Origin of the sequence: Citromicrobium bathyomarinum, assembly GCA_001306305.2 — a bacterium.
Taxonomy (GTDB): Bacteria; Pseudomonadota; Alphaproteobacteria; order Sphingomonadales; family Sphingomonadaceae; genus Alteriqipengyuania; species Alteriqipengyuania bathyomarina.
The window spans coordinates 2,610,890-2,625,071 of sequence record CP155577.1; the positions used below are offsets into that span (position 1 = coordinate 2,610,890).

A 14,182-nucleotide genomic window follows, 5' to 3' on the forward strand; every position below is an offset into this window, starting at 1 on the left:
TTCTTGCGGAGAGAGACTGCGCCTTGACGCACCGCCAGCGGCGGTCACGTGGTTGGTTTTAAAGGGGGCGCGCAGCTTTTGCCTGTCGCGCCCACCGATGCATGCTCTCCCAAGCCGCGCTATTCTGCGCGTGTTCTCGTCAAACTACAAGCGCGACCTACGGTCGTCGTGCGACTGTGACAGTTGCGTAACACTGTGCGGCACGCGCTTGCATTCCGTAACGTCAGTAGCCCTTGGTCGTCGCATAGAGGTCACGCAGATGACTGCTCGCGCCCCATGCCGCCTCCAGCACCCGCGCGCGTTTAAGATAGAATCCGACGTTGTATTCGTCGGTCATCCCGATTCCGCCATGCAGTTGAATGCCCTCCTTGCTGATCAGGTGCAGCGCATCGTTCGCGCGCGTCTTGGCGAGCATCGCCGCCTCGGTCACCGCGAACCCGCTGTCGAGCGCCTGCAACCCGCCTTCGACCGCCGAACGGGTCATTTCCAGTTCGCTGTAGAGGTCTGCCATCCGGTGCTGCAGCGCCTGAAACGAGCTGAGCACCTGATTGAACTGCACGCGTTGCTTCAGATAGTCGAGCGTGGTGTCGAACACCGCCTGACACATGCCGAGCATTTCGGCAGCGGTCAGCACGCGTGCGCGATCGAGGATCTTCTGCGCCAGATCATCCCCGCCAGCGGCCAGTTTCTGCGCGGGCGCATCATTGAAATCGATCTCGGCATGGTCCCGCATGTCGGCCAGCGCGCGGCTCGAGAGCGTAACGCCCTGCCCCTGCTCGACCAGATAAACGCCATCGCTGGCCAGGACGACGAACAGCCCGGCACGGCTCGCTTCGTGGACGAAGGCCTTGGTGCCGGTCAGACGCCCGTCGTGCACACCGGCGCTCGCCTTCAGCCCAATATGACGCGGGCCTTCATCGAAGGCGAGCGTGCCGATCAACTCGCCCGAAGCGAGCCGGGGGAGGTATTCCGCCTTCTGTTCGTCGCTGCCGCCCAGCACGATCGCCGATGCGGCAAGCGCGGAGGCGATCAGCGGGCTCGCGGCGAGGCTCTTGCCCAGTTCCTCGACCACCAGGCCAAGGCTCATCCAGCCGAAATCGCTGCCGCCGTGCTCTTCGGGGATGATGATCCCCGCCCAGCCCATCTCGGCCATCGCGCCCCACGCATCCGCGTCGAACGGCTCGCCCGCGTCGCGCACCTTGCGCCAGGCACCCACCGGATGCTCATTCTTCGTCCACTCGCGCGCCATGTCGCGCAGCATTTCCTGTTCGTCGTTGAGAACCGCCATGAGTCCCGCTCCCCTTACTGGTGGTCGAGCATCCCGAGGATGCGCTTGGCGATGATGTTGTTCTGGATTTCGGTCGATCCGCCGTAGATCGTGGTCGCCTTGCCGAAGAGCCAGGCGCGCGTGCCGTCGAGCTCCTTCTGCTCGAAGCCCTCACCTTCCCAGCCGAGCCCGCGATAGCCCTGAATGGCGATCATCAGCTCGGCGCGTTCCTGGCCCAGCTTGGTGCCCGCCTTCTTGAGGATCGAGCTGATCTCCGACACGCCGCCTTGCGCCTTGCTTTCCTCCATCGCGCGCCGCGCGGTGAGCAGGAAGGCGTTCCAGCGCATTTCGAAATCGGCGATCTTCACGCGCAGTTCGGCGTCGGCCAGCTTGCCGTTCTCGTCCAGCCCGATGTAGCGTTCGGCCACCTTGCCCAGCGGCTGCGAATTGAGTGCGGCGAGCGCGCCGCCGCCCGAGAGGTTGGTCCGCTCGTGCTGCAGCAGCTTCTTGCCGATGGTCCAGCCCTGCCCTTCCTCGCCGACGAGGTTTTCCTTGGGCACCTGCACATCGGTGAAGAAGGTTTCGCAGAACGGGCTCATGCCCGAAATCATCTTGATCGGCTTCACCTCGACGCCGGGCGCGTGCATGTCGATCAGCAGGAACGAGATGCCCTTGTGCTTGTCCGCGCGGCTGGTGCGCACGAGGCAGAAGCACTTGTCCGCCCACTGCCCGCCGCTGGTCCAGGTCTTCTGCCCATTGACGAGGTAATGGTCGCCCTTGTCCTCCGCCATCGTCTGCAGGTTCGCGAGGTCCGACCCGGCATTGGGTTCCGAATAGCCCTGGCACCACCGGATCTCGCCCTTGCAGATCGGCGGGATATGTTCATGCTTCTGTTCCTCGCTCGCGAATTCGAGCAGCGTGGGGCCGAGCATCATCACGCCCATCCCGCCGATCGGGTTCCACGCCCCGACCTTGGCCATTTCCTCTTCGAGCGCGCGGGCCTGCTTCTTGGTCAGCCCGCCGCCGCCATATTCCTTGGGCCAGGTGGGCGTGCCCCACCCCTTCTCGCCCATCGCGAGGCGCCATGCCTTCTCCGCGGGGCTTTCCTCACCCGCTTCCTCGACACTGCTGAGGAGGTTGTTCTTGCCGCGCAGTTCGGGCGGAAAATTCTCTGCCAGAAAGGCGCGCACTTCCTCGCGGAAGGCGTCCAGGTCGGCTTTAGCTTCGGGTTCGGCGACGCTCGCCATGTTCACTCTCCCATACCGGCTGTTATGGGCACGACACTGGCGCAGGTTTACGCTCGCGTAAAGTGCTTTCTCGTTCGCCCGATGGACGAGCGCGCCCCTTCCCGGGCGCGTCACCCTTCGGGTCGCGCGGCCGCTCCGTTGAGCAGGTGTTCTTCGAAATACATCCGCAGCGCTTCGGTGGAGGAGCACGCCCCCAGCTTGGAGAGCATGTTCGCGCGGTGGATTTCGACCGTGCGCGGGCTGATCCCCAGTTCGATTCCGATTACCTTGTTGGAATGGCCGCCCGCCATGCGCGCCAGCACCTCGCCCTCGCGAGGGGAAAGGTGGGCCAGCCGGGTGCGGGCCAGGGCGGCACGCTGGCGCGCGGCGGCATAGGGGCCATTCCCGTCGCCCAGCTGGTCGATGCTGCGCAGCAATGCAGCGGTGTCGAGCGGGAGCGAGAAATAGTCGTACCCCCCGCCGCGCAGCACAGCGACCACCCGCCGCAGGCTGGGCCGGCTGGCGTAGGCGATCACTGCCAGCCAGCACCCTTGTGCGCGAAAGTGTTCACACACGCCAAGCGCCATCGGCGTATCGTCCCCCACCAGCACCACCTGTTCGTCGCCCGCGCGCCGCGTCACGAACTGTTCGAGCGTGTCGAATGGCTGTGCGATTACGCCCGCAGCCTCCACCTGTCGTCCAACCTGATCGCGCACTTGCTCGTCCGCGTCGATAACCGCCAATGTTCCCCGCATTTGGCACCCCTTTCTGCGTGTTAACCCTTAAGGGTCGACCGCAGTCATCCGCGTTTTCCCGGCTCGCAGAAATACGAGGTATTGCGGATGTGGAGCTATTTGAGGGGCTTGCTCCAGCCAAAAAGAGCCAAAGCCTAGGTATCCGCGCATAGGGCAGCTGCTCGGTTTTGGAGAAAAATGTCCCGCAGGCTCTGGCCGGTGCCCAATTGCCCCGGTCCCGGTAGGGCGGCGCGCAGGCGACCCGGTGATGCTGATCGCGAACAGTGCCAGACTGCGCGCGATGTTGCTGTCGGAGCCGCGCTACGACCGGCTGGAAGCCATCATCCGTCATGCGCTGGCGTGGGAGGAAAAGCTCGCCAGGCTCGACCGCGAGGATCACCGCAAAATCCGGTGACCGATCCGCTGCCGCGCGAAAATCCTACAAATTATCGCTGTCCTACAAGGGTTTGTCGGACGTAGACGACGCGAGTCGCTGCCTGTTTGCCGTCCGTCGCATCGCCCCCGCGGTGCGGGCGCGGGTGCGCGATTTCCCTGTCGGAGATGCCCATGCCCCAAGCCCTTCCCCCGTCCCCGCCCAAACCGATCCAGACCCCCGCCCCTTACGTCACTCCCTCCGCCGTCGCTTTCGAGCAGGCGGGCGAGGCGATAACCGCCAGCGCCGCCAGCCCCCTGCCGATCGGCGAGGTCAGCTATCGCGCCGCGCGCCCTGCGGCGCTCGACAGCGTGCTGGAGCCCGGCCGCGCGCTGGCGATCGTCGCGCAGCAGCCCGGCCAGCTAACGCTCGCGCTTGCGGGCGGCGGCGCGATCGATCTGCCGGTCGAACCGGGCCTGACCGTGCTGCCCTTCGCGGTGGCCGGGATCAGCGCCGGTGCCCCGGACTTCGCCCCCGCCCTCACCCTGCTCGACTGACGAAAGGCCCGCACCATGCTCCAGACGATCCAGCCTCGTCCCGCCTCCGGCGCGGCGCAAGCTCCGTCGACCGTCGCCGCCAACGGCTTCGGTCACATCAAGCACATGCTCGACCAGGGCCGCGATGTGTCTATCGTCAACTGGTCGGACAGCCTGTCCAACTCGCGTGAAAGCCCGCGAGAATTCATCTTCCGCCTCGCCGACGTGATCGCCACCCACCCCAGCCAGCCGACCGTGCTGGTCACGACTTGGGCCGACGGTGCCTATGGCGGCGCAACCACCGAAGCGGTTGGCAGCGGACCGACCGTGCGGATCCGCAACTTCGCCGTGGCGGGCGGGCAAATGGCCCACGGGCTCGGCACACTGTGGCGCGACAGCGGCCTCGCTGATGAGACGCCGGACCTGCTGACCATCTGCCACGGGCACAATCATGTGGTCGGCACCACCGACGAACAGGTGCTGGGCGAATTCCTCACCGCGCTGGAATACTACCGCCTCGCCCATCCCGGTGTGCCGATCGTCGCGCTGCTGCAGAACCCGCGCGCGGACGGCTCCGCGATGGACCGTGCGGTCGATGCGTGGCGGCGGGTTGCGCGACTGCGCGATATCGCGCTGATCGACGCGCACACGCCCTATCTTGCAGCGGGCAAGCCGTCCGCGTGGTTTGCCGATGGCGATCCGGTGCACCCCAGCGACGCGGGTATCGAAGCGGCATACCTGCCCGCGATCCGTGATCTGTGGGATGCAGCCCCCGCCCGGGCAGCGCTCGGTCCGCCATCGACCCTTTGCGGGCTCGACCCGGCGCTCAACCTGATTCCCAATGGCGACTTCTCCCGCTTTGATGGCGCGGTGCCCGATGGCTGGGTGGCCGCATCCGGGGTGACCGCCAGCAAGGAGCCGGGGATCGTGCGCGACCGCGCGCTGGGCCATTCGCTCAAGCTCGCCAGCACTGGCGGCACTGTGTTCCTCAACCGCATATCCTATACCCTGCCCGATTACGGCCACGCACCTCTGCGCGGCAAACCGGTCTCGCTGTTCGGCTGGGTGTACAAACCAACGGGCGCGCCGCACACGCTGGGCGCGATCACGCTGGAGGCGCTGGCCCCTGCGGGCGGATCCGCCGCCTGCACGACCCGGCCGCTTGCGCAGGATCAGGGCAATGCTTGGGTGCCGTGGGCGATCTGCGGGCTGATGGTGCCAGCGGAGTGCTACGAGATCACCGTGCGCCTGCACCACGACACGGCGGCAGCTACCGCCAGCCAGCCCGTGTATTTCCAGGGAATCACGCTGGTGCCGGGCTACCTCCCGCGCGGGCTGTAGGACCTCCCGCGCGTCTCGGCCCTAGCCTTCGAAGTCGGCGACCTTGACGGTCCGCCGGATATCTTCCGAGGCGGGGCCGATCGCGGCGGGCTGGCGGATGCCGGGCCGCACGCACACATCGTAACGCTCGATCAGGATACCTTCGAAGTTCATCGAGTGGACGATGCTGCCATTTCTGGCGTCGATGAAATAGAGGCCGGTGCGCGGGGTCATCTTGCGCTCAGCCAGTTCCTGGTCGAGCTTGAGCCCGCTGAAGGTCTTGTTGTCGCGCGGGAGCGACATCCCGACCACCGCGATCTCGCGCATGAAGGCGAGCCCGCGCAGGTAGCCGGGGCAGAAGGCGACCGGGACGAACGCGCCCTTGTCCATATCGACATAGCCGAACTGCCCCTCGCCGCTGTTGTGCAGCCACAGCCACCCGTCGCGCCAGCGCAAAGAGTGCGGTATGGACAGGCCTTACCCCACCACCTTGCCGCCCTCGATCTCGATCACCACGCCACCGTCGCGCCAATGACCGCGCCATCCGTCGAAGGTGTCGGACTGGCCGACGGCGGTGACGAAAGCGCTTCACCTTCGGCTACATGACATGCATCGCGACGAAGTCCATGTCCGGCCCCGCAGGCCCCGGGCCAGGGGGATGGAGGGTCGGCGCCCGGTCGGCAAAACCATGTGCTCCGTGCGAAACCGCGCCGGCCTCGACAGGCCCGGCGAAGAGCTCGGCCCATTGCGGCAGAGGAGAGCCTGCCTGCGATTGGGCGTCCTGCCCGATCTGCCCGCTCTGGCGCACCCACTCGACATTGGCGCGCGCCACATAGGCCCCCGCCCCGCCGAACCCGACCAGATCGGACAGTCCATCGCCGTCGATATCGGCGACGAAGCGGGGAAACCGGTCGTTGCTCGACCAGCCGCCCCCGGCATCGCTTTGCCCGAAGGAATCGACCAGCCGCGTGGTATCGCCGAAGGTGCCGTCGCCGCGCCCCAGCGCTACGTAGGTGCCGTCTCCGCCGAAGCCTATAATATCCGCCACCCCGTCGCCGTTCACATCGCCCAGCGTGCGCGGATAGCGGTCTGCGGTCGACCAGCCGCCGCCAACATCGGCATAGCCGAAGCCCGCTATGCCGAGCATCATGCTGCCAAAGCTCCCGTCGGACTGGCCCAGCGCGACGTAAGTGCCGTTGGCCGCGAAGCCGACGATATCCGCACGTCCGTCGTTGTTTACGTCGGCCAGCACACGCGGGAAGCGATCGTCCGACGACCAGCCGCCGCCCGCATCCGAAGCGCCGAACCCGTTCAGCGCAAGCTGGGTCGCGCCGAAGCTGCCATCCGACTGGCCGAGCGCGACATACACGCCCGCGCCGCCGAAGCCGACCAGGTCGCCGCGCCCGTCGCCATTCACGTCGGCCACGGTTCTGGGGTAGGTGTCCGCGCTAGTCCAGCCGCCCGCAGCATCGCTCGCGCCGAAGCCTGCGTAGGCGAGCGTGGCGGGCCCGAAAGCGACCGCCTGCCCCGAAGCCGGAGCCTGGCCGAGCGCGATCGAGACGCCCGCCGAACCGAACCCGATCAGATCCTGCAGCCCGTCGCCGTTCACATCGGCAATGGTGCGCGGGTAGAGATTGTCGTTCGCCCAGCCGCCCGCAGCATCGCTCGCGCCGAAACCGTTATAGGCGAGGAAGGTCTCCCCGAAGGTGCCGTCACCATTGGAAAGCGCCGCAAACAGCCCTGCACTGCCGAAGCCGATCAGGTCCGCCCGGCCATCGCCGTCGATATCTGCCACTCCGCGCGGATAGGTCGTGTTGTCCGCCCAGCCGCCTGCCTCGGGCGCGTAGCCGAAGCCTGCATAGCCCAGGCTCACCGGACCGGTGGTCGGCCCAAACACGTAGGTGCCGTCGGCAAACTGCAGGTGCTCGATGCTGGTGAGCGTGTCCGTCCCGTCGGGACCGGAAACTTCGAATTGGCCGTCGGCGATTTGGGTGATCGCATAAGCATCGCGGCTGCCGGAGAACACGGCGGTGTCGGTGCCCTCTCCGCCGTCCAGAATGTCGTTGCCGAGACCGCCGGTGAGCGTGTCGTTCCCCCCGCGACCGTAGAAGACCATAGAGCCCGTGCCGGAGGAGGACACGGGGTCGACCCCGATCGCATTCGATAACCCGTCACCATAGACGGTGGTCGAATAGCCTGAAGATGGGCTCGCCAACACGTTCTGGATGTTCGAAATGGCGTAGGTGGCGTTTCCTGCCGTCGCTGCGCCTGCGGCAAGGTCTACGGTGAACGCAATATTGGTCCTGAGTGTGTTGATGCCCGCACCGCCATCGATCAGACCGTCGGGCACCGAGGTGCCGAAAGCACCACTGATAAAAAAGCTGTCGTTGCCGCCCTCGCCGAACACACGTTGGCCTGGCCCAGCCGTGATATTGTCATCACCCCCGCCCGCGTAAAGCTCGGTGCCGAAGGGGGCCTGATTCAGCGTGGCAGTATCGTCGCGATCTCCGAGGAGTATCCTTTCCACGTTCACAATCGAATATCGCTGGCTGCCGACGTAGACGCCCAGCGAAAAGACGCCCGGGGATGTTGAAATAGTGCCCAGGGTTACCGGCCAGACTGCGCGCAGGTCGAGCGTGTCGAAATCAGCTCCGCCATCGAGAATGCCGATTGTCTCGGGCTGCGGCGAAGACACCATCACGGAACTGAATTCGATCCAGTCGTCCCCCGCTTCGCCAAAAATCTGATCCGCTCCGGTGCCCGGGTCGATGCGATCATTGCCGCCCCCGCCATAGGCGATGTCATCGCCGGCACCGGTCAGAATGATGTCATCGCCATCGCCCCCACGAAGCGTGTTCGGGCCATTACCGCCTTCGATGAGGGTGCCGGTCGTGGCGGTCGGACGTTCGAACGGGACGAAGGTGTCGTAGGCGGATGACGGGGCGTAGAAGGCCGGCCCGTAGCCGTGCAGATCGTCGAGGGGCAGCGGCCCAGTCGGCCCGGTCGGAAAGCTCCCGTCCGACTGGACGACCAGGAGATGGTCCCCGAACACAGCGGCGGCCCGGTCGAGTGCGGCCTGGTTGGGCATATTGTCCAGCAGATACCAGTCGACCGCGTCGCGATACTGGTCGGCGATCGCTCCGCTCGCACCCCCCGGCGAGTTGTCGGGCATATAGGGATCGGTCGATGCGATCAGCACCGCGTCCGGATTGATAGAGTCCATCACGCCCCGAATGCGGGTGACGAACTCGGTCATGGCCTGTGCCTGCGCGGCAAGTTCGTCGCGGGCGGCAGCGGTGGCAGGCTCTCCGTTCAGCGAGACATATCGCTGGTAGTAGGTGTTCACGTCGTCGAGGAAGATCGCGTTGAAGCCACGCTCGGTAAGCAGGAACGTGACCTGATCGACCACGAGCTGCTGCCAGTCCGGATCGGTGAAATCGACCAGCCGCCCATAGTCGTTGGCGGGTGCACCCTGAAGAAAGGCAGGCGCGGTGGCGGCAACGGGATTGAGATCGTCATCAGTCAAGTTACCCGCTGAAGTCCAGTCCGGATTCCAGTATCCGCGCGCAGTGTCGGTCACCCCGACATTGACGTAACCCGCGACCAAACGGCCCTGCGCGATCAGATTGGCTGCCTGCTCCGCACTTAGCTGCTCTGTTACCCGCGGCGAATCATCGCCATCACCCTCGGTGATGATGAGATCGGCGTCGGCAGACAAAAAATCTGCGTAATTCACGTTTGAATACTGAATGATGAAGCTTGAAACTGGCATGGTCGCCTCCCCCGAGACCAACCCGATCACCCCCGGGTCCATCATCGCCCGTTTACCATACTTGGCTGCCGGCCGACGCGAAAAATGGTCCGGCGTGACGGTTTCACCTACCGGGAAAACGCCGGTTTGGGGCAAAAAGAGCTTTGCTGCGTGCGTCAGCCGTGCGTTTCGATGGTGTCCATATGACCGTCCCGGGCCTCGGCTGCCGGTTCGAGCGATCCCGCCGCGTTGGCCAGTGCCAGCAGGCTGACCGCAAACGCCGGGCCGAACAGAGCGGCGAACAGGCCGAGCTCGAGCGTCAGGATCGCGCCGACAAACGCGCCCGAGAGGATCGCGCCCCAGATGCTCAGCGGCAGCAGCGCCTGCTTCCACGCACCGCGTCCCGAAATCGCGTCGGCAATGTCGGAGCCGATGGTCACCACCGCGCTACTGACGAAGGTGTGGACGGTGAACCCGTTGCTCCCCTGCAAGGCGCGGTTGATCATCCCCATGCCGAATGCCAGCAGGAGCAGCAGGGCGTAATCGCTCCAATGCGACACGGCACCAGCGCCAGCCAGCCAGAGCACCCCGGCCACCGCCGCCAGCGCTGCGGTCTCGCGCAGCCGCGCGCCATTATTGATCAGGCGCGAGACGATCGTGCCGAGGATGAAGACGAGCACCACCGCCGCAACCATGCCGGCCAGCGCCGTCTTGCCGGAGACGAGATCGGTCACGACCTTGGTCGAGTTGCCGCTCATGAAAGAGGGAAACGCCCGGACCGAGCCGACCAGCGCGAGAAAGCCGACCGCGTCCACCCAACCGGCCACGAAGTTGAGCGTGAAGACGGCCTGCTTGCGCGTGATCACTGCCGTGCGCCCGTCCCGTGCGCGGGAGCTTGATGCATCGGTGCATCGCCGCCGCTCGCCTGATGCATGCGCCCGCCAAGGTCGGACATGATGTACCACGTGCCGCCCGCCATGATCGCGAGCAGGCAGACGGAGAACAGCACCAGCAGCAGATCCTCCTCGGACTGCGCATCGGCGAGGCTGAGATGGAGGAAATTGCGCAGGTGCGCCACGATCTGGATCAGCGCCGCGCCGCAGATCAGGGCGATCTTCCATGTCGTCGGCAGGTCGGACAGCAGGGCGGCAAACGCGCCCACGGTCAGCAGCAGGCTGATCACGAAGCCGGTCGCATAGCTCCTGATCTCGCTGGCCGCGTTACCCTGCGGATCGAGCTCTCCGGTATTGGGCTTGGTCATGCGAGGGGCACCAGGAAAACGAGCGAGAAGATCCCGACCCAGATGAGGTCGAGGAAATGCCAGAACACGCCGAGCATCGACAGGCGGACCTTGACCACATCGTCGAGCCCGCGCGTCGCGATCTGTCCGATCGTCGCGAATATCCACAGAATGCCGGAGAACACGTGAATGCCGTGCAGCCCGACCAGCGCCCAGTAGGAACTGAGCCAGCCGCTCGCCTGCGGCACGCCGCCCTCGCCCGCCTGAGCGATGAAGTCCTTAACCTCGAAGAACAGGAAGCCCGCGCCCAGCACCGCGCACACAAGCAGCCAGGCGATTATCTTCTCGCGGCCCTGATCATATTTCAGCGCCAGCGACACGCCCGCATAGGCGATCCCGCCGACCAGCAGGAAAGCGGTCTGGATCGCCACGCTGGTTAGGTCGAACAAGTCCTTCGGCCCCGGACCGCCCGCCATCCCGATGGGATCGAGATAGGAGGCGTAGGAGGCGAAAAGGATGCCGAAGATGATGAGGTCGCTCATCAGGAAGACCCAGAAGCCGAACACGGTCTTCTCGGCGTCTTCGTGCGCCTCCCCATGCGTCGCGCCGAGGTTGAGGCCGGGATAGAGTCCGTTATCGCTCATCCTGCAAACTCCGAGATATCGGGGACGCCGCGATTGCGCTGGGTCTCTTCGTCGGCTCGGGTGGCCGCGGGTAGACTAGCGACCAGATGGCGGAACCGGCTGTCTGCCTCGGCAACCTGCGCCGCCGGGATGATCCGGGGTTCGATTACCCGCATCGCGCGAAGAAGCATGAGGCCTGGGATGGCAAGGACGCCGAGGATCGCGAGCCACCAGATATGCCAGACCATCGCAAAGCCTAGCAGGAAGGCCGCGACCGCGATCAGCAGGCCGTGCGCGGTGTTGGCGGGCATTTCGATGTCGGTGTATTCTGTCGGCCCATGCCAAGGGTCGCCCGCGCGCTTCCTCTCACCCCAATCGTGGCGTGCGGTAACATGCGGGATGCATGGGAAGGTCCATTCGGGCACCGGCGCGGGGGTCGACCATTCGAGGGTCGAGCCGTTCCACGGATCGCCGCCCGGCACTGCCAGAGCCGCGCGGTGGCGGTAGCTGGTCCAGAACGTCCAGATCAGGCTGGCGAGCGCGCATAGCATCAGCACTCCGCCGAACGCGGCAACATACATCCACGGCAGGAAATCCGGGTTCTGGAACGTCGGCGAACGGCGCGGCATGCCCATCAGGCCGAGCACGTAGAGCGGCATGAAGGTGAAGATGAACCCGGCCACGAACAGGAACGCGGTGCGGCGGCCCCATGTCTCGCTCAGCCGGAAGCCGAAAGCCTTGGGGAACCAGTAGTGGATGCCCGCCAGCATTCCGTACAGCACGCCGGGAATGATCACATTGTGGAAGTGCGCCACCAGGAAGGTGGAGTTGTGCACCTGATAGTCGATCGACGGATTGGCCAGGATGATGCCCGATAGCCCGCCGATGACGAACAGCAGGAAGAAGCCCGTCAGGTAGACGATCGGCGTGGTGATCCGCACCCGGCCGCGCCACATGGTCGCCATCCAGTCGTAGATCTTCACGCCGGTGGGGATACCGATCACCATGGTCGCGATGCCGAAGGCGATGTTCACCCCCGCGCTTTGCCCCATGGTGAAGAAGTGGTGCAGCCACACGGTGAAGCTGATCACCGCGATGCTCATGCTGGCGATTACCAGCGAGGTATAGCCATAGAGCCGCTTGCCCGAGAAGGTCGAGCTGATCTCCGAAAACACCCCGAAGGCGGGCAGGATCAGAATGTAAACCTCGGGGTGGCCGAACATCCAGAAGATGTTGGCATAGTTCATCATGTTGCCGCCCGCTTCATTGGTGAAGAAGTGGAATCCGGCATAGCGGTCGAGCGCCAGCATCGCGCTCGACACGGTGAGCGCGGGCATCGCGTAGATCAGCATGATCGCGACGCACAGGCTGGTCCAGCAGAACAGCGGCATACGCATCAGGTGCATGCCCGGCGCACGTTGCTTGAAGATCGTCACGGCGAAATTCATCCCCGTCAGCGTAGATCCCAACCCTGAGATCAGGATCGCCCACAGCCAGTAGTCGACCCCCTCGCCAGGGCTGAAGATCTTGCCCGTATAGGGCGGGTACATGGTCCACCCGCCGGTCCCGAAATCGCCCACCAGCAGCGAGATCATCACCAGCGCCGCACCCGCGGCGGTCAGCCCCAGGCTCACTTGGTTGAGCACGGGAAAGGCCATGTCGCGCGCGCCCAGCTGTTGCGGCAACACGAAATTGATCAGACCGATCAGCAGGGGCATCGCGACGAAGAAGATCATGATCGTCCCGTGCGTGCTGAACAGCTGGGCAAAGTGATCGGGCGCGACGAGGCCGCCTTCCTGCGCGCTCAGCGTGCCGAGCGCGCTCGCCTGATGGGCGCGCATCACGAAGCCTTCGATGATGCCGCGCGCCAGCATGATGAGCGCGAGCGCGATATACATGATGCCGATTCTCTTGGCGTCCGGCGAGGTCAGCCAGTTGCGGTAAAGCGGCCCCCACCAACGCATGCGGGTGAACAAGGCCACCGCGGCGATCGCACCGAGGACCAGCACGCTCGCGGCAAAGGCTCCGATAATCGTGCTGGTGCCCGGATTCTGCAGCACATCGGTAAAGGGCGTGACGTTCCAGTCGAGATTGCCGAAGATCGGGCTTGTCTGGCCGCTCATTGTCCGGCTCCCGCCGCGCCGGTTTGCGGCAACCTGGTGCCACCCCAGCGCTCGGTCCCGCCGTCACCATGATACTTGGCGAGGATCTGCTGGAAAATGTCTGGCTGACCCAGGGTCATCACGATCGGCTGCGCATTCTTCTCCAGCCCCAAGTCGCCTCGGGCATCCGCCAGAACCGTACGCCGACGCAAAGTGCCGTAGGTACTCTCATCGAGCGTCAGGCCACTGCCGCCCCGCGCGATCCATGCCTCGTAGTCCGCCGGTTTGAGCGCGCGCAGGGTGAATTTCTGGCGGCCGAAACCATCACCATTGAACTGCGTATTCTCGCCCTCCGCCTCCCCGGTGCGGGTCGCGGCGAAGTTCAGCTTGGTCGTCATCCCCGGCATCGCGTAGATCTGCCCCGTCAGCGGGGCGACCAGCAGGCTCTGCATCACGGTATCGGTGGTCAGGGTGAGCTCCACCGGGCGGCCGACGGGCACGACCAGTTCGTCGACCGTCGCGATGCCCTCTGCCGGATAGATAAACACCCATTTCCAGTCGAGCCCGATGGCCTGCACCTGCAGCGGGTCGGGGCCGAGCGGCTGGTATGGATCGAGCTTCTGAGTGGAATACCACAGCCAGCTGGCCAGCACGATCACGATCACGACCGGCACGCCCCACAGGGCATATTCGAGCTTGCCGGAAAACTCCCACTCGGGCGCATAGGCGCCGCGCGGCTTTGCATAGCGGTAGCGCCACAGGATGAAGGGCACGCCCACCAGCACCGGGAGGATCACGATCATCGTGATCCCCACCACCCGCATGAGGTGGCTCGCCTGCTCCTGTGCGACGGGGCCCATGGGCTGGAGGAAGCTCTGCTGCAGCGCGCCGGACGCCAGCGCGGCGTCCGTGGCGATCAACGCAAGCAGACAGCCTGCGGCCAGTCTGGCCCACGACATAAAACCTAGCCCCCGGCTTCCCCGTGAAAGCCGTCCAAATAAAGCCGCCCA

At 65.3% G+C, this 14,182-nt stretch carries 13 protein-coding genes; 3 read left to right on the forward strand and 10 right to left on the reverse strand.

The genetic code is table 11. The features are described from left to right. Positions 1-223 precede the first annotated feature (223 nt). The 3 genes from VO57_013080 to VO57_013090 form a co-directional block, all read right to left on the reverse strand. A complete protein-coding gene (locus VO57_013080; GenBank protein XBL69054.1) occupies positions 224-1,288 on the reverse strand; it encodes an acyl-CoA dehydrogenase family protein in 1,065 nt (354 codons plus the stop codon). Positions 1,289-1,302: 14 nt separating this feature from the next. Continuing rightward, positions 1,303-2,514, reverse strand: a complete 1,212-nt coding sequence (locus VO57_013085; GenBank protein ID XBL69055.1) for an acyl-CoA dehydrogenase family protein — start codon at positions 2,512-2,514, stop codon at positions 1,303-1,305. Positions 2,515-2,624: 110 nt separating this feature from the next. Next, a complete protein-coding gene (locus VO57_013090) occupies positions 2,625-3,248 on the reverse strand; it encodes a LuxR C-terminal-related transcriptional regulator (GenBank protein XBL69056.1) in 624 nt (207 codons plus the stop codon). Between the two features lie 247 nt (positions 3,249-3,495). Here VO57_013090 and VO57_013095 point away from each other — a divergent pair, with 247 nt between their 5' ends. From VO57_013095 to VO57_013105, 3 genes are all read left to right on the forward strand, one after another. Then, positions 3,496-3,642, forward strand: a complete 147-nt coding sequence (locus tag VO57_013095; GenBank protein XBL69057.1) for a hypothetical protein — start codon at positions 3,496-3,498, stop codon at positions 3,640-3,642. 152 nt (positions 3,643-3,794) lie between these two features. Then, complete coding sequence (locus VO57_013100) at positions 3,795-4,157, forward strand: hypothetical protein (GenBank protein XBL69058.1); 363 nt, start codon at positions 3,795-3,797, stop codon at positions 4,155-4,157. A gap of 15 nt (positions 4,158-4,172) precedes the next feature. Beyond that, a complete protein-coding gene (locus VO57_013105) occupies positions 4,173-5,477 on the forward strand; it encodes an SGNH/GDSL hydrolase family protein (GenBank protein ID XBL69059.1) in 1,305 nt (434 codons plus the stop codon). A gap of 21 nt (positions 5,478-5,498) precedes the next feature. Here VO57_013105 and VO57_013110 read toward each other — a convergent pair whose 3' ends face one another. From VO57_013110 to VO57_013140, 7 genes are all read right to left on the reverse strand, one after another. Continuing rightward, positions 5,499-5,912, reverse strand: coding sequence for a DUF4915 domain-containing protein (locus VO57_013110; GenBank protein XBL69060.1), 414 nt, complete (start codon positions 5,910-5,912; stop codon positions 5,499-5,501). Positions 5,913-6,054: 142 nt separating this feature from the next. Further along, the gene (locus tag VO57_013115; GenBank protein ID XBL69061.1) at positions 6,055-9,192 is read right to left on the reverse strand and encodes an FG-GAP-like repeat-containing protein; all 3,138 of its coding nucleotides are present in this window, start codon (positions 9,190-9,192) and stop codon (positions 6,055-6,057) included. A gap of 191 nt (positions 9,193-9,383) precedes the next feature. After that, positions 9,384-10,073, reverse strand: a complete 690-nt coding sequence (locus tag VO57_013120) for a YoaK family protein (protein ID XBL69062.1) — start codon at positions 10,071-10,073, stop codon at positions 9,384-9,386. Next, the gene (locus VO57_013125) at positions 10,070-10,468 is read right to left on the reverse strand and encodes a cytochrome C oxidase subunit IV family protein (protein XBL69063.1); all 399 of its coding nucleotides are present in this window, start codon (positions 10,466-10,468) and stop codon (positions 10,070-10,072) included. Before VO57_013125 ends, VO57_013120 begins: the two co-directional genes overlap by 4 nt. Further along, a complete protein-coding gene (locus tag VO57_013130) occupies positions 10,465-11,091 on the reverse strand; it encodes a cytochrome c oxidase subunit 3 (GenBank protein XBL69064.1) in 627 nt (208 codons plus the stop codon). The genes VO57_013125 and VO57_013130 overlap by 4 nt, the downstream gene beginning before the upstream one ends. Further along, positions 11,088-13,193: a cbb3-type cytochrome c oxidase subunit I gene (locus VO57_013135; protein XBL69065.1), complete on the reverse strand. Its 2,106-nt coding sequence runs from the start codon at positions 13,191-13,193 to the stop codon at positions 11,088-11,090. The genes VO57_013130 and VO57_013135 overlap by 4 nt, the downstream gene beginning before the upstream one ends. After that, entirely contained in the window at positions 13,190-14,131 is a 942-nt protein-coding gene (locus VO57_013140; protein XBL69066.1) for a cytochrome ubiquinol oxidase subunit II, read from the reverse strand. Before VO57_013140 ends, VO57_013135 begins: the two co-directional genes overlap by 4 nt. Positions 14,132-14,182: the final 51 nt, after the last annotated feature.

Bases quoted from the DNA above. Each gene is read 5' to 3' on its own strand.
- VO57_013080 (XBL69054.1), bottom strand. From the start codon at position 1,288: ATGGCGGTTCTCAACGACGAACAGGAAATGCTGCGCGACATGGCGCGC.
- VO57_013085 (XBL69055.1), bottom strand. From the start codon at position 2,514: ATGGCGAGCGTCGCCGAACCCGAAGCTAAAGCCGACCTGGACGCCTTC.
- VO57_013090 (XBL69056.1), bottom strand. From the start codon at position 3,248: ATGCGGGGAACATTGGCGGTTATCGACGCGGACGAGCAAGTGCGCGAT.
- VO57_013095 (XBL69057.1), top strand. From the start codon at position 3,496: ATGCTGATCGCGAACAGTGCCAGACTGCGCGCGATGTTGCTGTCGGAG.
- VO57_013100 (XBL69058.1), top strand. From the start codon at position 3,795: ATGCCCCAAGCCCTTCCCCCGTCCCCGCCCAAACCGATCCAGACCCCC.
- VO57_013105 (XBL69059.1), top strand. From the start codon at position 4,173: ATGCTCCAGACGATCCAGCCTCGTCCCGCCTCCGGCGCGGCGCAAGCT.
- VO57_013125 (XBL69063.1), bottom strand. From the start codon at position 10,468: ATGACCAAGCCCAATACCGGAGAGCTCGATCCGCAGGGTAACGCGGCC.
- VO57_013130 (XBL69064.1), bottom strand. From the start codon at position 11,091: ATGAGCGATAACGGACTCTATCCCGGCCTCAACCTCGGCGCGACGCAT.
- VO57_013135 (XBL69065.1), bottom strand. From the start codon at position 13,193: ATGAGCGGCCAGACAAGCCCGATCTTCGGCAATCTCGACTGGAACGTC.
- VO57_013140 (XBL69066.1), bottom strand. From the start codon at position 14,131: ATGTCGTGGGCCAGACTGGCCGCAGGCTGTCTGCTTGCGTTGATCGCC.